Origin of the sequence: Pantoea graminicola (assembly GCF_048452665.1) — a bacterium.
GTDB lineage: Bacteria > Pseudomonadota > Gammaproteobacteria > Enterobacterales > Enterobacteriaceae > Pantoea.
On sequence record NZ_JBLWSJ010000003.1, the window covers coordinates 36,525 to 55,176 of the forward strand.

General features: G+C 58.2%; 19 protein-coding genes. 10 read left to right on the plus strand and 9 right to left on the minus strand.

Annotated features, from left to right (window positions below):
* The first annotated feature begins 17 nt into the window (after positions 1-17).
* Positions 18-644, plus strand: a complete 627-nt coding sequence (locus ACNY69_RS07775) for a LysE family translocator (protein WP_367396345.1) — start codon at positions 18-20, stop codon at positions 642-644.
* Between the two features lie 4 nt (positions 645-648).
* Here ACNY69_RS07775 and cmoB read toward each other — a convergent pair whose 3' ends face one another.
* The 4 genes from cmoB to ACNY69_RS07795 all read right to left on the minus strand — a co-directional run bounded on the left by cmoB (position 649) and on the right by ACNY69_RS07795 (position 3,710).
* Positions 649-1,617: a tRNA 5-methoxyuridine(34)/uridine 5-oxyacetic acid(34) synthase CmoB gene (gene cmoB, locus ACNY69_RS07780; protein WP_111139790.1), complete on the minus strand. Its 969-nt coding sequence runs from the start codon at positions 1,615-1,617 to the stop codon at positions 649-651.
* Positions 1,614-2,342 carry a carboxy-S-adenosyl-L-methionine synthase CmoA gene (gene cmoA, locus ACNY69_RS07785; RefSeq protein ID WP_111139789.1) on the minus strand — a complete coding sequence of 243 codons (729 nt, stop codon included), beginning with the start codon at positions 2,340-2,342 and terminating at the stop codon, positions 1,614-1,616. Before cmoA ends, cmoB begins: the two co-directional genes overlap by 4 nt.
* Before the next feature lie 81 nt (positions 2,343-2,423).
* Positions 2,424-2,819 carry an MAPEG family protein gene (locus ACNY69_RS07790; protein ID WP_111139788.1) on the minus strand — a complete coding sequence of 132 codons (396 nt, stop codon included), beginning with the start codon at positions 2,817-2,819 and terminating at the stop codon, positions 2,424-2,426.
* 69 nt (positions 2,820-2,888) lie between these two features.
* Positions 2,889-3,710, minus strand: a complete 822-nt coding sequence (locus ACNY69_RS07795) for a DUF72 domain-containing protein (protein ID WP_367395559.1) — start codon at positions 3,708-3,710, stop codon at positions 2,889-2,891.
* Positions 3,711-3,921: 211 nt separating this feature from the next.
* Between ACNY69_RS07795 and aspS the strand changes: the two genes are divergently transcribed.
* From aspS to ruvB, 6 genes are all read left to right on the plus strand, one after another.
* Positions 3,922-5,700 (plus strand): aspartate--tRNA ligase, encoded by a 1,779-nt coding sequence (gene aspS, locus ACNY69_RS07800; RefSeq protein ID WP_418797819.1) that lies wholly within the window; start codon positions 3,922-3,924, stop codon positions 5,698-5,700.
* Positions 5,700-6,131: a dihydroneopterin triphosphate diphosphatase gene (nudB, locus tag ACNY69_RS07805; RefSeq protein WP_418797821.1), complete on the plus strand. Its 432-nt coding sequence runs from the start codon at positions 5,700-5,702 to the stop codon at positions 6,129-6,131. The genes aspS and nudB overlap by 1 nt, the downstream gene beginning before the upstream one ends.
* A gap of 278 nt (positions 6,132-6,409) precedes the next feature.
* Positions 6,410-7,153: a YebC/PmpR family DNA-binding transcriptional regulator gene (locus ACNY69_RS07810; protein WP_111139785.1), complete on the plus strand. Its 744-nt coding sequence runs from the start codon at positions 6,410-6,412 to the stop codon at positions 7,151-7,153.
* A 37-nt stretch (positions 7,154-7,190) separates the two neighbouring features.
* Positions 7,191-7,718, plus strand: a complete 528-nt coding sequence (gene ruvC, locus ACNY69_RS07815) for a crossover junction endodeoxyribonuclease RuvC (protein WP_111139784.1) — start codon at positions 7,191-7,193, stop codon at positions 7,716-7,718.
* A gap of 96 nt (positions 7,719-7,814) precedes the next feature.
* Entirely contained in the window at positions 7,815-8,429 is a 615-nt protein-coding gene (gene ruvA, locus ACNY69_RS07820; RefSeq protein WP_111139783.1) for a Holliday junction branch migration protein RuvA, read from the plus strand.
* Between the two features lie 8 nt (positions 8,430-8,437).
* Positions 8,438-9,442, plus strand: a complete 1,005-nt coding sequence (ruvB, locus tag ACNY69_RS07825) for a Holliday junction branch migration DNA helicase RuvB (protein ID WP_111139782.1) — start codon at positions 8,438-8,440, stop codon at positions 9,440-9,442.
* Here the strand turns inward: ruvB and znuB are convergent, their stop codons facing one another.
* Positions 9,443-10,228, minus strand: a complete 786-nt coding sequence (gene znuB / locus ACNY69_RS07830; protein WP_293771312.1) for a zinc ABC transporter permease subunit ZnuB — start codon at positions 10,226-10,228, stop codon at positions 9,443-9,445. It abuts the gene before it with no gap.
* Positions 10,225-10,980, minus strand: a complete 756-nt coding sequence (znuC, locus tag ACNY69_RS07835) for a zinc ABC transporter ATP-binding protein ZnuC (RefSeq protein ID WP_111139780.1) — start codon at positions 10,978-10,980, stop codon at positions 10,225-10,227. The genes znuB and znuC overlap by 4 nt, the downstream gene beginning before the upstream one ends.
* Positions 10,981-11,057: 77 nt before the next feature.
* Here znuC and znuA point away from each other — a divergent pair, with 77 nt between their 5' ends.
* The 3 genes from znuA to lpxM all read left to right on the plus strand — a co-directional run bounded on the left by znuA (position 11,058) and on the right by lpxM (position 14,445).
* On the plus strand, positions 11,058-12,005 hold the full coding sequence (gene znuA, locus ACNY69_RS07840; RefSeq protein WP_418797824.1) for a zinc ABC transporter substrate-binding protein ZnuA: 948 nt from the start codon (positions 11,058-11,060) through the stop codon (positions 12,003-12,005).
* Between the two features lie 13 nt (positions 12,006-12,018).
* Complete coding sequence (gene mepM, locus ACNY69_RS07845; protein ID WP_111139778.1) at positions 12,019-13,350, plus strand: murein DD-endopeptidase MepM; 1,332 nt, start codon at positions 12,019-12,021, stop codon at positions 13,348-13,350.
* Between the two features lie 123 nt (positions 13,351-13,473).
* On the plus strand, positions 13,474-14,445 hold the full coding sequence (lpxM, locus tag ACNY69_RS07850) for a lauroyl-Kdo(2)-lipid IV(A) myristoyltransferase (RefSeq protein ID WP_418797826.1): 972 nt from the start codon (positions 13,474-13,476) through the stop codon (positions 14,443-14,445).
* 164 nt (positions 14,446-14,609) lie between these two features.
* On the opposite strand, the gene ACNY69_RS07855 is transcribed toward lpxM, so the two are convergent.
* The 3 genes from ACNY69_RS07855 to hexR all read right to left on the minus strand — a co-directional run bounded on the left by ACNY69_RS07855 (position 14,610) and on the right by hexR (position 18,355).
* A complete protein-coding gene (locus ACNY69_RS07855; protein WP_111139776.1) occupies positions 14,610-15,842 on the minus strand; it encodes an MFS transporter in 1,233 nt (410 codons plus the stop codon).
* Positions 15,843-15,926: 84 nt separating this feature from the next.
* On the minus strand, positions 15,927-17,369 hold the full coding sequence (pyk, locus tag ACNY69_RS07860) for a pyruvate kinase (protein WP_111139775.1): 1,443 nt from the start codon (positions 17,367-17,369) through the stop codon (positions 15,927-15,929).
* A gap of 107 nt (positions 17,370-17,476) precedes the next feature.
* Positions 17,477-18,355: a transcriptional regulator HexR gene (hexR, locus tag ACNY69_RS07865; protein ID WP_293771301.1), complete on the minus strand. Its 879-nt coding sequence runs from the start codon at positions 18,353-18,355 to the stop codon at positions 17,477-17,479.
* Positions 18,356-18,652: the final 297 nt, after the last annotated feature.

The following is an 18,652-nucleotide window of genomic DNA, read 5'->3' on the forward strand; positions in this document are numbered from 1 at the left end:
GTGATAAAGAGATTATGATGACCGCCACGCTGTTCTCCTTTCTGTTTGCGATAACCATCCTGACGCTGACCCCTGGCTTTGATACGGCGCTGGTGCTGCGCACCGCGATTGCGCAGGGCTGGCAGCGCGCCTGGGCTACCGCCTTTGGTGTCACGCTGGGCTGTCTGCTCTGGGGGATTGCGGTGGGGCTGGGGCTGGGGGCGCTGCTGATGGCCTCTGAACTCGCCTATAACCTGCTGAAGTGGACTGGCGCAACCTGGCTGCTCTATCTGGGGATCCGGCTGCTGCTCAACCCGCGTCAGGAGCCGGTGACAGCGGAAGATGAGGCAGCGGCCAGGCCGCAGGGCTATCTGGCCTGCTTTATGCGGGGATTAACGGGAAATCTGCTGAACCCGAAAGTGGGTGTGTTTTATGTTACCTTCCTGCCGCAGTTTATTCCGGCGGGCGCGTCAGTGGCGCTCTGGTGCAGCCTGATGGCGCTGGCGCATATGCTGCTGGGACTGATCTGGAATGCGGCGCTGATTGCGGGCAGCCACTATTTCGCCGGTCATCTGCGGAAACCGTCGGTCCTGAAGGTGATGGATCGCCTGACCGGCTGCGTGTTTATTGGTTTTGCGGCGAAACTGGCATTGTCTCGCCGCTAAGGCCTTAAGGTTTAGTGGCGACCAGCACGGCACGCAGGGGCGCGGGATAGCCCTCAATCGTTTTGGCGGGATCGTCGGGATCGAGGAATTCCGCCAGTGACTCGCTGGTCATCCAGTCGGTACGGCGCTGCTCTTCGGTGGTGGTGCGGGCGAAATCGACGATGCGGACATCGACAAACCCGCTTTTTTCCAGCCAGCTCTTCAGGGCATCGGCGGAGGGGATAAAGAAGACGTTGCGCATCTGTGCATAACGCTCGCCCGGCACCAGTACCTGGTTAACCTCCCCCTCAATGACCAGCGTCTCCAGCACCAGTTCGCCGCCGCTCACCAGCTGATTCTTCAGCTGCAGCAGGTGATCCAGCGGAGAACGGCGGTGATAGAGCACCCCCATCGAAAAAACGGTGTCAAAGGCCTGCAGCGCCGGTAACTGCTCGATCCCCAGCGGCAGCATATGCGCCCGGCGATCGTCATTCAGCAGCTTGCGCACCGCTTCGAACTGCACCAGGAACAGCTGCATCGGGTCGATGCCGACCACCAGATGGGCGCCTGCACCAATCATCCGCCACATGTGATAGCCGCTGCCGCAGCCGACATCCAGCACCGTCCGGCCCGCCAGCGGGGAGATGTGCGGAATCACGCGCTCCCACTTCCAGTCTGAGCGCCATTCGGTATTGATATGGGTGCCATAGAGGAAATAGGGGCCTTTGCGCCACGGCATCAGGTTGCGCAGTAATTTTTCTATGCCCTGACGATGACGATCGCTGATGTCATCGCGGTCGGCGGTCACGCTGTGCAGCAGGTCGAGCTTCTGCGGTTCCAGCAGCGGCAGATACTCCAGCGACTTGTACCAGTCACGGAAGTGTCCATGCAGGTTTTCACGCTGCCATTCGCTGATCTGCGCCGGTAATACCTCCAGCCACTTCGCCAGCGGACCCACGGCGATTTGCTGATAAAAACGGCCAAAGTCGATCATTTCAACGCCACCAGTGAACCAAAGTTAAAGCACTGGAACCAGAGTTCGGCGTGCGGGAAACCGGCCTGTTTCAGGCGGGCTTTATGGGTTTCAACGCTGTCCGTCAGCATCACATTTTCCAGCATGCTGCGCTTCTGACTGATCTCCAGTTCGCTGTAGCCGTTGGCGCGCTTGAAGTCGTGGTGCATGTTGAACAGCAGTTCGCCGACATCGGCATCTTCAAAACTGAACTTCTCCGACAGCACCAGCGCGCCACCCGGTTTCAGTCCCTGCCAGATCTTCTGCAGCAGCGCCAGTCGGGCAGGCGGCTCCAGAAACTGCAGCGTAAAGTTGAGCACCACCAGCGAGGCATTTTCGATGGGAATATCGCGGATATCCGCTTCCAGCACCGTGACCGGCGTGTCAGCGCGGAAGGCATCCAGATGACGACGGCAGCGTTCGACCATCGCCGGAGAGTTATCCACGGCAATAATCTGGCAACCCGGCACATGAATATTGCGGCGCACCGACAGGGTCGCCGCGCCCAGCGAACAGCCCAGATCGTAAACCTGGCTGTCCGGGGTGACAAAACGTTCAGCCAGCATACCAATCATCGAAATGATATTGGAGTAGCCCGGCACCGAGCGCTGAATCATGTCAGGAAAGACTTCAGCAACGCGCTCGTCAAAGGTCCAGTCGCCCAGTTTTGCAATGGGCGCTGAGAAAAGTTGATCGCGGTCAGACATATCGAAAATCCGAAGAGACGACGGAAAGGGCGCTATTCTGGCAGAAAGTGGGGCGGGCTGCACCCCTTAACCCCGGCTGGCTCAATGCAGCGTCAGGACCAGCTCCCACGGCAGGTAGATCAGGTTAAAAATGACCATGCCACACAGTGAAAACAGCGTCAGCATCATGCCATATTTGCGGCCTGCCATCGCGCTGCTGCGTAAACCCCAGGCGTGCAGCAGACGGCTGATGAAAAACAGCAGACCGGTGAGATGCACCATCCAGATATCAGCGCCGTTCATCTCCATCATGACCAGCAGCAGCAGCGCCAGCGGGACGGTTTCGATGGCATTGCCGTGAATACGAATGGCCATTTTCAGGTCGTGATAGCCACCGTCGCCGTAGGCCACATGATAGAAACGACGATAACGCACCACATCCAGCGTAAATTTCATCACCAGTATTGCACCCAGCACCACATATAATGCGCTAATCATCGTGACTCCTGTCACTCAGGGTAAAGTGGTTATTCTAGCCAGCGGATCGGGCGCTGTCCTGTTGTCTCATCAAAACAGTGAGCTCTGTTGCGGCCAGTCAGGTCCGTTGCCGATGCCGGGGTCGATCTGCTGAAGCTGCGGCCAGAGTGCCTGCACCAGCGGAAAAACCTGGCCCATATCGGGCGTATGCAGAAACAGCATCACATCGCCCTGCTGCTGCCACGCCATGAGCTTGTCATGCCAGATCTGAAACAGCGGCACGCTCTCTTCCACGCTGTCACTGCCGATAAAGCGTACCATCGGCTGCGATCCGGTGCGCAGGGCGTGCGGCGGCACGCGGGGCTTCTGAGAACGCGCGACCAGCGCGGCCGGACTCTGCGAGGTAGAGGCGTGTACCGGGCGGCTGTCGAGCATCACGCGGTTGACGCCGCGCGCCAGCAGACCCCGGTTCAGCGCCCGCTCCGCCTCACCCTTGGCAAAGAATGCCGGATGGCGAACCTCGACGCCGTAGTGAAAACGGCGCGGCAGGCTATCCAGAAACGTCCAGAGCGCCTCCAGCTCCGCCGGTGAGAAGCTGGCCGGCAGCTGCAGCCAGTACTGACCGATACGATCGGCCAGTGGCTCCATCAGGCGCAGAAAATCGGTCAGCAGATCGTCGCTGTGTTGCAGTGCTGCCTGATGGCTGATGGTGTTTGGAAACTTAAAGCAGAAGCGAAACGCCTCGTGCGTCATGTCGCGCCAGCGCATCACCGTTTCGGCATTGGGCAGCGCATAGAGCGTGGTATTTCCCTCCACACAGTGGAAATAGCGGGCATAATCCGCCAGGCTGCCGATACCCCAGCGTTTCCAGTGTGAATGCTGCCACTGAGGCAGGCCAATACGAAGTGTCACGCGTGCTCCTGACGACAGGTTAAGATAGCCCATTATCCTCCAGCGTCGGGCTGAGGGGCAAATGCACAGGGGAAATCGGCGCTTTGGCGTGGATCTGCTTATCCTGCCTGCCTTTTTCCATTATAATAGCCGCCATTTTTGCGACAGCATCACATAAGGCAACGCGGCTGGATGCTGTCAGCTGCAGCGGCGAAGTTAAAAGGATAGTGTTATGCGTACAGAATATTGCGGACAGCTCAATCTGTCTCATGTGGGTCAGCAAGTCACGCTCTGCGGCTGGGTAAACCGCCGTCGCGATCTGGGCAGTTTGATTTTTATCGATATGCGCGACCGCGAAGGCATCGTGCAGGTGTTTTTTGATCCCGATCGTGAGGACGCGTTTAAGCTGGCTTCTGAACTGCGTAACGAATTCTGCATCCAGATCACCGGAACCGTGCGTGCGCGTGATGAGAAGAATAAAAACAGCGACATGGCGACCGGTGAAGTGGAAGTGTTCGCCCAGGCGCTGACTATCATCAACCGCTCTGAGCCACTGCCGCTGGACTCTAACCAGACCAACAGCGAAGAAGCGCGTCTGAAATATCGCTATCTGGACCTGCGTCGTCCTGAGATGGTGACGCGCCTGAAAACCCGCGCCAGAATCACCAGCTTTGTCCGTCGTTTTATGGATGACGAAGGTTTCCTGGATATCGAAACCCCGATGCTGACCAAGGCGACCCCTGAGGGCGCGCGTGACTATCTGGTGCCGAGCCGGGTTCACAAAGGTAAATTCTACGCGCTGCCGCAGTCACCGCAGCTCTTCAAGCAGCTGCTGATGATGTCCGGTTTTGACCGCTACTATCAGATCGTTAAATGTTTCCGCGATGAAGATCTGCGTGCTGACCGTCAGCCAGAATTTACCCAGATCGACGTCGAAACCTCCTTCATGACCGCGCCTCAGGTGCGTGAGATCATGGAGCGTTTAATCCGCAACCTGTGGCAGGACGTGCAGGGCGTTGACCTCGGTGAATTCCCGCAGATGACCTTTGCGGAAGCGATGCATCGCTACGGTTCCGATAAGCCCGATCTGCGTAACCCGATGGAGCTGGTGGACGTGGGCGACCTGCTGAAAAACGTGGAGTTCCAGGTCTTCTCTGGCCCGGCGAACGATGCCAAAGGCCGTGTAGCCGCGCTGCGTGTGCCTGCCGGTGCGCAGCTGAGTCGCAAGCAGATTGATGAGTACGGTAAGTTCGTCGAAATTTATGGCGCAAAAGGCCTCGCATGGATGAAGGTCAATGTCCGTGCTGACGGCCTTGAAGGCGTGCAGAGCCCGGTCGCTAAGTTCCTGAACGCGGAGATCGTCGAAGGCATCCTGAGCCGCACCGGCGCGCAGGATGGCGATATCATCTTCTTTGGTGCCGACCGTGCCAAAGTGGTGGCTGACGCCCTGGGCGCGCTGCGCCTGAAAGTGGGCCGCGATCTCAGCATCACCGACGAGAACGCCTGGGCGCCGCTGTGGGTCATTGACTTCCCGATGTTCGAAGAGGACGAAGAGGGCGGTCTGGCGGCGATGCACCATCCGTTCACCGCGCCGAAAGAGATGAGCGCCTCAGAGCTGGCCGCCGATCCGACCCGGGCCGTGGCTAACGCCTACGACATGGTGATCAACGGCTACGAAGTCGGTGGCGGTTCCGTGCGTATCCACAACGGCGAAATGCAGCAGACGGTCTTCAGCATTCTGGGGATTGAAGCGAACGAGCAGCGCGAGAAGTTTGGCTTCCTGCTGGACGCGCTGAAGTTCGGTACGCCTCCACATGCGGGCCTGGCCTTTGGTCTGGATCGCCTGACCATGCTGCTGACCGGCACCGACAACATCCGTGACGTTATCGCCTTCCCGAAAACCACGGCAGCGGCCTGCATGATGACCGAAGCACCAAGCGAAGCGAACCCCGCTTCTCTGCTGGAGCTGGGCATTAAGGTCGTGAAAAAAGAAAAGCTCGAGAACAAATAATGGGCTACAAACACCCGGTTTCAGTGCTGGTCGTGATTTCGGCGCGGGATACTGGCCGGGTGTTAATGCTGCAGCGGCGTGACGATCCCTCGTTCTGGCAGTCGGTGACCGGCAGCCTGGAACCGGGGGAGTCGCCGCTGGCGACCGCGTGTCGTGAAGTGAATGAAGAGGTCGGCATCGACGTCGTGGCTGAGCAGCTGGAGATGGAGGATTGTCAGCGTCAGATTGACTTTGAAATCTTCCCCCATTTCCGCCATCGCTACGCGCCGGGCGTCACCCATAATCACGAGCACTGGTTTCGCCTGCAATTGCCGCAGGAGCGTGATATCACGCTGACCGAACATCTGGCGTTTCGCTGGCTGGCGGCGGCGGAGGCAGCAGCATTAACCCGATCATGGAGTAACCGCCAGGCAATTGAAGAATTTGCCTGAATGCGCGCCACCGCCCGCTTTTCCGGCGGCCGGTCGCGTAAATTTTATTAATATGGTGAGTTTTAACAGGACTGCACCAGGCTTTTAAACAGTCAGGCGTAATCGGTGCCGCGAGGTTGTCCGCCGCCAGCGTGACGTCGTCAGCGCACGATTCACGAAGCTCGCCCCGCCAGGGACGCCCTTATCGGGCATACAGGCAGATCCTGTAAGAGCCGGGCCGGAGGCGCAGTCCGCAGCGCAGAGAGTCTGCACCCTGTAAAAGATCGGAGAAAAGAGAAATGGCTGGACACAGTAAGTGGGCAAACACCAAACACCGCAAGGCAGCACAGGACGCCAAGCGCGGCAAAATCTTCACCAAAATCATTCGTGAACTGGTGACGGCCGCCAAGCTGGGCGGTGGTGATGCGGGCTCAAACCCGCGTCTGCGTGCCGCAATGGATAAGGCGCTGGCGAACAACATGACGCGTGACACCATGGATCGCGCTATCGCCCGTGGCGTGGGCGGCGAAGACAACGCCAACATGGAAACCATCATCTATGAAGGTTACGGTCCGGGCGGCTCCGCCATCATGATCGAATGCCTCAGCGACAACCGTAACCGTACCGTGGGCGAAGTGCGTCACGCCTTCACTAAAACCGGTGGCAACCTCGGCACAGACGGCTCGGTCGCCTATCTGTTCAACAAACGGGGTGTGATCTCCTATGCGCCGGGTCAGGATGAGGATGCGGTGATGGAAGCGGCACTGGAAGCGGGCGCCGAAGATGTTGTCAGCTATGACGACGGCGCGATCGATGTGTTCACCGCTTGGGAAGAGATGGGCACGGTGCGTGATGCGCTGGAAGCGGCTGGCCTGAAAGCCGATACCGCCGAAGTGTCGATGATCCCGACCACCAAAGCGGAAATGGATGCAGAAACAGCACCAAAACTGCTGCGTCTGATCGACATGCTGGAAGATTGCGACGATGTGCAGGAGGTTTACCACAACGGTGAAATCTCAGACGAGGTGGCGGAAACGCTGTAATGGCGTCTGCTGTCATCACGTTAACCGGAGAGGCGTAATGTCGATTATCCTGGGTATCGATCCCGGCTCACGCATCACCGGTTATGGCGTTATCCGTCAGACCGGCCGCCAGCTCACCTATCTGGGCAGCGGCTGTATCCGCACCAATACCGCCGAGCTGCCCGCCAGACTGAAGCTGATCTACGCGGGCGTCTGCGAAATCATCACGCAGTTTTCACCCGATTTCTTCGCCATCGAACAGGTGTTTATGGCGAAGAATGCTGACTCGGCGCTGAAGCTGGGCCAGGCGCGCGGGGCCGCCATTGTGGCCGCGGTGAACCACGATCTGCCGGTATTTGAGTACGCCGCCCGTCAGGTTAAACAGACCGTGGTCGGCATCGGCAGCGCCGAAAAAAGTCAGGTGCAGCACATGGTGCGAACCCTGCTCAAGCTGCCCGCCAACCCCCAGGCGGATGCCGCCGATGCGCTGGCGATTGCCATCACGCACTGCCACGTCGCTCAGAACGCAGCGCGGATGAGTGACAGCAAGCTGGTGCTGACGCGCGGGCGATTACGCTCAGGTTAGCAACACACGCGCAGGGCTGACTCTCAGGCTGGATATTCATCCAGCCTTTTTTATGTTATAAAATCCGCCACATTCGTCAGTTAAGGAAGCATTCAGGTGATAGGTCGTTTACGGGGCAATATTCTGGAAAAGCAGCCGCCACTGGTGCTGCTTGAGGCACACGGCGTAGGCTATGAAATTCACATGCCCATGACCTGTTTTTATGAGCTGCCTGACCTTCAGCAGGAAGCGGTGATCTTTACCCACTTCGTGGTGCGTGAAGATGCCCAGCTGCTGTTTGGTTTCAACAGCAAGCAGGAGCGCGCGCTGTTTCGCGAGTTAATCAAAGTCAACGGCGTCGGGCCCAAGCTGGCGCTGGCGATCCTCTCCGGCATGTCGGCGCAGCAGTTTGTCACGGCGGTGGAGAAAGAGGAGATCGCCTCGCTGGTGAAACTGCCGGGCGTCGGTAAAAAGACCGCTGAGCGCCTGGTGGTAGAGATGAAGGACCGCTTCAAGGGGATGCATGGCGACCTGTTTGGCGGCGACTCTGCCTTTACCCTCACCACGCCGGGTCCGGAGCCGGAAACGAACGACGCCGAATCCGAAGCGGTTGCAGCGCTGGTATCCCTGGGTTATAAACCGCAGGAAGCGAGCCGTATGATCAGTAAAGTCGGTCGACCGGATGCGGATTGCGAAACGCTGATCCGCGAAGCACTCCGCGCCGCCATTTGAGGTAAGTCATGATTGAAGCCGACCGTCTGGTCTCTGCTGCCAGCGTTAACGAAGAAGAGTTAATCGACCGCGCCATTCGTCCGAAACTGCTGAACGAGTATGTCGGTCAGCCGCAGGTGCGTGAGCAGATGGAGATTTTCATCAAGGCGGCGCAGCTGCGTGGCGATGCGCTCGACCATCTGCTGATCTTCGGGCCGCCGGGGCTGGGAAAAACCACCCTGGCGAACATCGTAGCCAATGAGATGGGCGTCAATCTGCGCACCACCTCAGGTCCGGTGCTGGAGAAGGCGGGCGATCTGGCCGCAATGCTGACCAACCTCGAACCGCATGACGTGCTGTTTATCGATGAAATCCACCGCCTCTCACCGGTGGTGGAAGAGGTGCTCTATCCGGCGATGGAAGATTATCAGCTGGACATCATGATTGGTGAAGGGCCCGCTGCGCGCTCGATCAAGCTCGACCTGCCGCCGTTTACCCTGATCGGTGCCACGACCCGTGCAGGCTCGCTGACGTCGCCGCTGCGCGACCGGTTTGGCATCGTCCAGCGGCTGGAGTTCTATCAGGTAAAAGATCTGCAGCACATCGTGGGCCGCAGCGCCGCCTGCCTCGGCCTGGCGCTGAGTGACGACGGGGCGCTGGAGATTGCCCGCCGTGCACGCGGTACACCGCGTATCGCCAACCGCCTGCTGCGCCGGGTGCGCGACTTTGCCGAGGTGCGGGCCAATGGCGATCTCAGCGGTGAGGTCTCCTGCAGCGCGCTCGATATGCTTAACGTCGACAGCGAAGGGTTCGATTACATGGACCGCAAGCTGCTGCTGGCGATCATTGACAAGTTTATGGGCGGGCCAGTGGGGCTGGATAACCTCGCGGCCGCGATCGGTGAAGAGCGCGAAACCATCGAAGATGTGATTGAACCCTTCCTGATTCAGCAGGGATTCATTCAGCGCACGCCGCGTGGCCGTCTTGCCACGCAGCATGCTTACCGTCACTTCGGCATCACGCGCGAAGAGTAGTTACATCGCCGGTTTGCGCACCATGCTGATGATGAACAGGATGGCGGCGCAGAGCACCACGGACGGACCGGCAGGGGTGTCGTAGAAGGCGGAGAAGGTAAGGCCGCCAGTGACGGCTATCACCCCGATAATCACGGCGGTAGCCGCCATGCCTTCCGGCGAACGCACGAAACGGCGGGCGGTTGCGGCCGGGATGATCAGCAGTGAGGTGATAATCAGCGCGCCGACAAACTTCATGGCCACCCCGATGGTCAGCGCCGTGACCAGCATCAGGATAAGCCGGGTGCGCTGAATATTCACGCCATCGACCTGGGCCAGTTCCGGGCTGATGGTCATCGACAGCAGGGCACGCCACTGCCACGCCATCACCAGCAGCACGACAACTACGCCGCCGCCCATCATCCAGAGATCGTCCGGCGTCACCGCCAGCAGATCGCCAAACAGATAAGCCATCAGATCCACACGCACGTTCTTCATCAGGCTGACCACCACCAGGCCCAGCGACAGGGCGCTGTGCGCCATAATCCCCAGCAGGGTATCAATAGCCAGATGCGGACGACGCTCCAGCCAGACCAGCCCCAGCGCCAGGCAGACGGTCACCAGAATCACCGCGTAGTAGGGGTTCACGTTCAGCAGCAGGCCAAAGGCTACGCCGAGCAGCGAGGCGTGCGCCAGCGTATCGCCAAAGTAGGACATCTTGCGCCAGACCACAAACGAACCCAGCGGGCCGGCCGCCAGCGCCAGCATCACGCCGCCAATCCAGCCCGGTAATAACAACTCAATCATGATGAACCCTGTCCTTTGCGTAAAACGATACGTCCCTGAAGGTCGTGACGGTGATTATGATGGTGACGATAGATCGCCAGCTCCTGTGCACCGCGCGGGCCGAACATCGCGATAAACTCCGGATGCTGTGAGACCGCCTCGGGCGTGCCGGAACAGCAGATGTGATGGTTCAGGCAGAGAACTTCGTCGGTTTTCGCCATCACCAGGTGCAGGTCGTGGGAGACCATCAGCACGCCGCAGTTCAGCTCAACGCGCAGCTGATTAATCAGATCATAGAGCGCAACCTGACCGTTCACATCCACGCCCTGAGTCGGTTCATCCAGTACCAGCAGCTGAGGCTGATTCAGCAGCGCACGCGCCAGCAGCACTCGCTGGGTTTCCCCGCCTGAGAGTTTCTGCAGCGGTGAATGCAGCAGATGGCCCGCCTGCACCCGCTTCAGGGCGGGCAGGATATCGGCGCTTTTACTGCCCCGCGTCAGACGCATAAAGCGTTCAACCGTAACCGGCAGGGTCGGGTCGATGTGCAGTTTCTGAGGAACATAGCCGACACGCAGGCCGGGCAGACGCTGAACAGTGCCGCTCCCTGGGACGAGCAGGCCAAGCACAACGCGGACCAGGGTGGATTTTCCGGCACCATTGGGGCCCAGAAGGGTGAGAATGCGACCAGGCTGCAAGGCCAGGCTGACGCCTGACAACACATTACGCTGGTTAAATTTTATCGAAACGTTTTCGAGCGTGACAAGTGAGGTCATAGTATTTACAGGTTGCACAGAATTTCGAATGTTATAATATCACATTCCACTTCATGGTCACGATGGAATGACGCAATATGTTACATAATAAAAAGGGCGCAATTTTCGCCTTATCGGCTTTATCCGTTACCGCTTTGTTAAGCCTTCCCGCACACTCTGACGTGGTGGCATCTATCAAACCGGTCGGCTTCATCGCTTCCGCCATTGCGGACGGGGTAACGCCGGTCGAAGTGCTGCTGCCGGACGGGGCCTCTGAGCATGACTACTCCCTGCGTCCCTCTGATGCAAAACGCTTAAAAAACGCAGACTTAGTCGTCTGGGTCGGGCCGGAAATGGAAGCGTTTATGGCCAAATCGGTGGCCGAACTGCCGGCACAGAAAAATCTCGCCATGGTGAACATCGACGGCGTAAAACCGTTATTGATTAGCGGCGGTGAAGATGAAGATGAGCACGCAGCGGAAAAATCTGAAGAACAGGCGGCTGAGGCTCATCACCATCATCATGGCGAGTTTAATATGCACCTGTGGTTGTCGCCAGAGATTGCGCGTAAGACTGCGGTTGCAATCCATGGAAAATTATTGGAACTTATGCCGCAAGATAAAGCCAAACTTGACGCCAACCTCCAGCAGTTTGAGGTAGCGTTGGCAGACACGAACAAACGCGTCAGCGCACAACTCGCTCCGGTTAAAAATAAAGGATATTTCGTTTTTCACGACGCTTACACATATTTTGAAAAACAGTACGGTCTCTCGCCTGCCGGGCACTTTACCGTAAATCCTGAAATTCAACCGGGCGCTCAGCGTTTACACCAGATACGAACACAGTTGGTTGAGCAAAAGGCGGTCTGCGTCTTTGCTGAGCCACAATTCAGGCCAGCAGTCATCGATGCTGTTGCCCGCGGAACGCAGGTGCGTAAAGGCACGCTCGACCCCCTGGGCACAGACATCAGCTTAGCCAAAGACAGCTATGTGAAATTCCTCTCACAACTGTCGAGCCAGTATGAAAGCTGCCTGAAAGGAGCATGAGGAATAGGTAAAAGTGCAGCAGATAGCCCGCTCTGTCGCCCTCGCATTTAACAATTTGCCGCGCCCCCACCGCGTTATGCTGGGTTCATTAACCGTTGTTACTCTGGCCGTCGCTGTCTGGCGGCCTTATGTTTACCATCCCACCGATGACGTGGCGCCTGTCGTCAAAACCATCGACCTGGATAAAAACGAACTTCGTACGCTGCTGCCGGAAGCCAGTGAGCCAATCGATCAGAGCACACCGGAACCGGACGAAGAGTTGCCAGCAGATGATGTCGACACCGACGTGCCGGACACCGCAGGCGTCCACGACTATACCGTCTCCTCCGGTGACACGCTCAGCAGTGCCCTGAATCAGTATGGCATCGACATTGGCGACATTAATGCGCTGGTGGTGAGCGATCGCGATCTGCGTAATCTGCAGGTCGGTCAGCAACTGAGCTGGACGCTGGATGATGATGGCGGCCTGAAAACCCTGAGCTGGGAGATCTCCCGCCGCGAAACCCGCACTTATGAACGCAACCCGAAAGGCGGCTTTACGATGAGCGCCGAGATGCAGAAGGGTGAGTGGCGTAACAGCGTGATGCAGGGCGAAGTGCGTGGCAGTTTCGCGGCCAGCGCGCAGCGTGCCGGGCTGACAGGTGCCGAAGCCAGCAGTGTCATTAAGGCGCTGCAGTGGCAGATGGATTTCCGTAAGCTCCGTGCAGGCGACCAGTTCAGCGTACTGATGTCACGCGAAATGCTGGATGGAAAGAGTGCGCAGAGCCAGTTGCTGGGCGTCCGCCTGCGCAGCGGTGGTAAAGACTACTACGCCTTCCGTGCCGAAGATGGCAAGTTCTACGACCGCAGCGGTTCCGGTCTGGCGCGTGGCTTTATGCGTTTCCCGACCGTGAAGCAGTATCGGGTTTCATCGAACTTTAATCCGCGTCGTCTTAATCCGGTCACCGGGCGTATTGCGCCACACAAAGGCGTCGACTTTGCCCTGCCAATCGGCACGCCGGTACTGGCCGTGGGGGATGGCGAGATCGTCGTGGCGAAAAATGGCGGTGCTGCCGGCAACTACGTGGCGATTCGTCATGGCCGTCAGTACATGACGCGCTATATGCATATGAAGAAAGTGCTGGTGAAGCCTGGCCAGAAGGTGAAGCGTGGCGACCGAATTGGTCTGTCAGGAAACACCGGACGCTCAACCGGGCCGCACCTACATTTTGAAATCTGGATCAATAATCAGGCGGTGAATCCGTTAACAGCTAAACTTCCACGTATGGAAGGTCTGACGGGCAAAGCGCGCAGCGATTATCTGGCCCAGGTGAAATCCTGGCTGCCTCAGCTCGGCCTGAAGTAAGCAGATTCGTCAGCTCGCCAGAAAACCGATGGTTTACCGTCGGTTTTTTGCTATCTGGCGCAGGATGATTGCAAATTTTCAGGTGGTCACTATCATTAGCCGCTCATTGCTTGAGGCGAGTGCATGGAAACCCGTAAAAAAAATAACATTGAATTTATTCCCGTTTTTGAACGTTCTTTTCTGAAACCTAAATACTGGGGCAGCTGGCTGGCAATTGGTGCGCTGGCCGGACTGGCTTATCTGCCGCCAAAAGTACGTGATCCGCTGCTGGGCCGTTTAGGCCGCTTTGCCGGTAAGCTGGCAAAAGGGGCACGTCGCCGTGCGCTGATTAACCTCTATTACTGTCTGCCGGAACTCAGCGAGGCGCAGCGTGCCACGGTGGTCGATGAGATGTTTGCGACCGCGCCGCAGGCGATGACCATGATGACCGAGCTGGTTCTGCGCGATCCGGCGCGCATCCGTGAGCGCGTGGAGTGGCACGGCCGCGAGATCATCGATCAGATGAAGGCCGACCAGCAGAATGTGATTTTCCTGGTGCCACACGGCTGGGCGGTGGATATTCCCGCCATGCTGCTGGCGTCAGAAGGCCAGAAAATGGCCGCGATGTTCCACAATCAGAGTGACCCGCTGCTGGACTACGCCTGGAACACCGCGCGTCGTCGCTTTGGCGGCCGGATGCATGCCCGTAATGACGGGATTAAACCTTTCATCAGCTCGGTTCGGCAGGGCTACTGGGGCTACTATCTGCCCGATCAGGACCACGGCGCAGAGCACAGCGAGTTTGTCGATTTCTTCGCGACCTACAAAGCGACGCTGCCTGCAGTCGGCCGACTGATGAAGGTGTGCCGCGCCCGCGTGGTGCCGCTGTTCCCGGTCTATAACAGCGAAACACATAAACTTGAGATCTATGTGCGTCCGCCGATGGATGACCTGCTGGAAGCCGACGATCGCCAGCTGGCGCGCCGGATGAATGAGGAAGTGGAGGTGTTTGTCCGTCCGCATCCCGAGCAGTACACCTGGATACTGAAGCTGCTCAAGACCCGCAAAGAGGGTGATATCGAACCCTATTCGCGCAAAGAGCTCTATCCGCGCTAATAGCAGAAAGGCCGCATAAGCGGCCTTTTTTATTCTCGCTCAGTCGACCGCGTCCGGCGAACAACCAGAAACGCAGAGAACAGGAGAGCGTGCCGGCCACGGAGCTGACGCTGTCTCCCTGGCCTCCCGTCCTCTACGCCCGTCACACCACGCTGCGCGCAGTGTTACAACGCCTCCAGCGTGCTGCGGCGTTTACGCTCGCGCATAAACAGCTTCACCAGCCCGAACCAGAGCACGCCGCTGATAAAGTTAATCAGGCAGAACCACAGCATACCGCCGCTGAAGTAACCGCTCTTCGCCAGTTCAATCCCCACCGCCAGCGTCAGAATACTGATCATCCCCAGCATTGCCGCCACGCTGCCTTTACCTTCCTGACTGGCGTAGAGTGTCAGGCGATAGAGCCCGGCGTTGACCATCCCCGCGCCAAAGGCGTAGAGGCTCAGCCCGGCCGTCACCAGCAGCCAGGCGTGGCTGTTGAGCAGGCTCGCCACCAGCGCCAGTGTGAGGCCGATCAGAATCGGCCAGGCGGCGAAGATCACCGGCCGCTCAATCGGCACCCGACCCGCCAGCTTACTCAGCGTCAGGTTGCCCGCAATCATCGCCATAAATACCGGCAGCTGCAGCAGAGCATACTGCATGCGGGATAATCCCTCGTCATGCATCAGGATGACCGGGGAAAGCGCCACCCAGGTCAGGATCGGAATAAATACCAGCCCGATGGCAAAGGAGCCGGACATCACCAGCCGATCTTTCATCAGCCGCCCATAGTTACGTGCCAGATTGGGCAGGGCGATAGAGTGACTGCGGTCGCCGGCGGTTTCCGGCATCACGCGCCAGAGCACCACAAACGCCACCACGCTGCAGGCGGCAAACAGCCAGAACATGCTGCGCCAGCTGCCCAGGGTGAGCCAGGCGGCACCGGCCAGCGGGCCAGCCAGCGGAGCCAGCAGCGCGACGTTGGCCATCAGCGCCATCATGCGCACCGCGAGTGCCTCATCAAATGCCTCCTGAATCGCCGCATAACCCACCGCGCCGATAAAGCAGAGGCTGATGCCCTGAATAAAGCGCAGAGTGACAAACTCTTCAATCGAGCTGACCCAATGGGTCAGGATGCAGGCAACGGCAAAGAAGAGGATGCCGGAGAGCATCACCGGACGACGGCCATATTTATCAGAGAGGGGGCCGAGCAGCCATTGCAGCACCACGCCGCCAATCAGATAGGCGGTCAGGGAGGTAGAGACCCATTCCGGGCCGACGGAAAATTCGCGGGTGACGATCAGCATACCCGGCTGGATCATGTCATGCGCAATATAGGTGGCAAATTCGAACAGCACTAACGCCAGAGGGAAGAGCAAAATTCGGCCGGTAAGCTGGCTGATGGGGTGAAAACGGGCCATCTGGCCTCCTTGTCAGAAAAGAAAACGCGACTGCCAGGCAGTCGCGTTATTGATTCTACACTGACACTGTCAACCCGGGCTCAATTAATCCACTCGCAGTACACGCGACGTGTTGGTGGTGCCGGTCGCACCCATCACATCACCCTGCGTCACGATGACCAGATCACCGGACACCAGGAAGCCCTTGTCGCGCAGCAGGTTAACCGCATCGTGGGCCGCTGCGACACCATCGTTGTTGCTGTCGAAGAAGACCGGCGTAACGCCACGGTAGAGCGCGGTCAGGTTCAGCGTGCGCTCATGGCGTGACATGGCAAAAATCGGCAGGCCCGATGTGATGCGTGAGGTCATCAGCGGGGTACGGCCCGACTCGGTCATGGTGATGATCGCTGTGACGCCCTGCAGATGGTTCGCGGCGTACATCGAGGACATCGCGATCGCCTCTTCGATGTTGTCGAACTGTACATCCAGACGGTGCTTGGAGACGTTAACGCTGGGGATCTTCTCTGCGCCCAGGCAAACCTTCGCCATCGCCGAGACGGTTTCCGCCGGATACTGGCCCGCTGCGGTTTCCGCGGAGAGCATGACCGCGTCCGTGCCATCCAGCACGGCGTTCGCCACGTCCATTACTTCGGCACGGGTAGGCATCGGATTGGTGATCATCGACTCCATCATCTGCGTGGCGGTAATAATGGTGCGGTTGAGCTGACGCGCGCGGCGGATCAGCGCTTTCTGGATGCCGACCAGTTCCGGGTCGCCAATTTCAACGCCCAGATCGCCACGCGCCACCATCACCACGTCGGAGGCCAGAATGATGTCATCCATCGCTTCCTGCGTCGCGACCGCTTCGGCACGTTCCACTTTAGCGACCAGCTTCGCGTCACAGCCCGCTTCGCGCGCCAGGCGGCGTGCCAGGTTCATATCTTCGCCACAGCGTGGGAAGGAGACGGCCAGATAATCGACCTGAATCTTCGCAGCGGTGATGATATCCGCCTTATCTTTCTCAGTCAGCGCTTCCGCCGACAGACCGCCGCCCAGCTTGTTAATACCTTTGTTGTTCGACAGCGGGCCACCTACGGTCACTTCGGTGAAAACCTTCATCTGCTGAACTTCCAGCACTTTCAGCTGCACGCGGCCATCATCCAGCAGCAGGATATCGCCCGGCACCACATCTTCCGGCAGCCCTTTATAGTCGATACCGACGCGCTCTTTATCACCTTCGCCTTTACCCAGGCTGGCATCCAGCAGAAAACGGTCGCCGATATTCAGGAAAACTTTGCCTTCTTTAAAGGTCGACACGCGGATTTTCGGGCCCTGCAGGTCACCGAGGATGGCGACATGGCGCCCCAGTTTTGCGGCGATCTCGCGCACTTTATCGGCACGTAGCTGATGATCTTCCGGTGTGCCGTGAGAGAAGTTGAGTCGTACAACGTTCGCGCCAGCTGCGATGATTTTTTCGAGGTTATTATCACGATCGGTTGCCGGGCCGAGGGTTGTAACGATTTTGGTTCTTCTGAGACGTCTTGACATCGAGGACTCCGTAAACATTTAAGCGTGTCCCGGTGGGAGGACACAACATGGTTATCTATTCTATATGATCGACGGGTTGTGATACGACTCACATTGTAAATGTGATGTTAATTTTTTTGCTGCTCATCCTCTTCCCGCAGTGTGGGCTTTTCGTAACGCGACGCTTTCAACGCTTCTTTCACGCGTTTCAGGTTTTCCCGGAAGGGCGCTCCCCGTTCCAGGGTATAACCGGTCGCCAGAACATCGATCACGGTCAGCTGGGCCAGGCGCGATACCATCGGCAAATAGACATCAGTATCTTCCGGTACATCAAGCACTAAAGCGATCGCTGCTTCACGGGCCAGGGGTGAATCGGGAGAGGTGATGGCAATAACGGTGGAACCGTTTACACGGGCCAGGCGAGCCAGTTCTATCATATTTTTTGTGCGCCCAGTATGCGAAATAAGAACAAAAACGTCACCGGCTCGACTATTTATGCAACTCATGCGCTGGATCACAATATCGTCCGACCAGATGACCGGCAGATTAAAGCGCAGAAACTTTGTAAAAGCGTCATGCGCCACCACGCCGGAAGCACCCAGACCAAAAAAGGCGAGTTTGTCGGCCTGCGCCAGCCGGGTGACCGCCTGCTGCAGATGGACGCTGTTCAGCTGATCCCGCACCTGCTGCAGCCCGGCCAGCGCCGAGTCGAAGATTTTGTGGCTATAGCTCTCTGCGTCATCATCGTCTGCCACGCCCCGGCTGACCCAGCTGCTGCCTGTTACCAGGCTCTGCGCCAGATGCAGTTTGAAGTCGGGAAAGCCGCGTGCGCCCAGCCGATGGCAGAAGCGATTCACGCTGGGTTCGCTGACGCAGGCTTCCCGCGCCAGCGTCGCAATGCTGGAGTGCATCGCTGCCTGTGGCGCGGCCAGAATCTGCCGGGCGACTTTCTGTTCCGCTTTGCTCAGCGCAGCGAACTGCGCCTCAATCTTTTCCAGCATATTCATAAGGCAATGACCATCATCACTTTTATCAATTTCAATTATCACTGTCGTCGCTGCGGAATAACAGAGACTATATCGCGTCAGCAGCCGGCAAGCGCAACGGCGGACAAGCCGAATGGCTGCTGATTTGAGATACTTTGACCCGCGTCAGATTTTCCTGACACCAGCAGAAACAGAAAAAAACGGCCATCCGCACGGGTCATCACACGCACTGCGCTTATCCGGTACAGAGTTAATGCGGTTGACCCGGCGAGTCGGTTTACCTGGCGCGGGGAAAAAAGTAGAGTGTGCTCAGTAAAA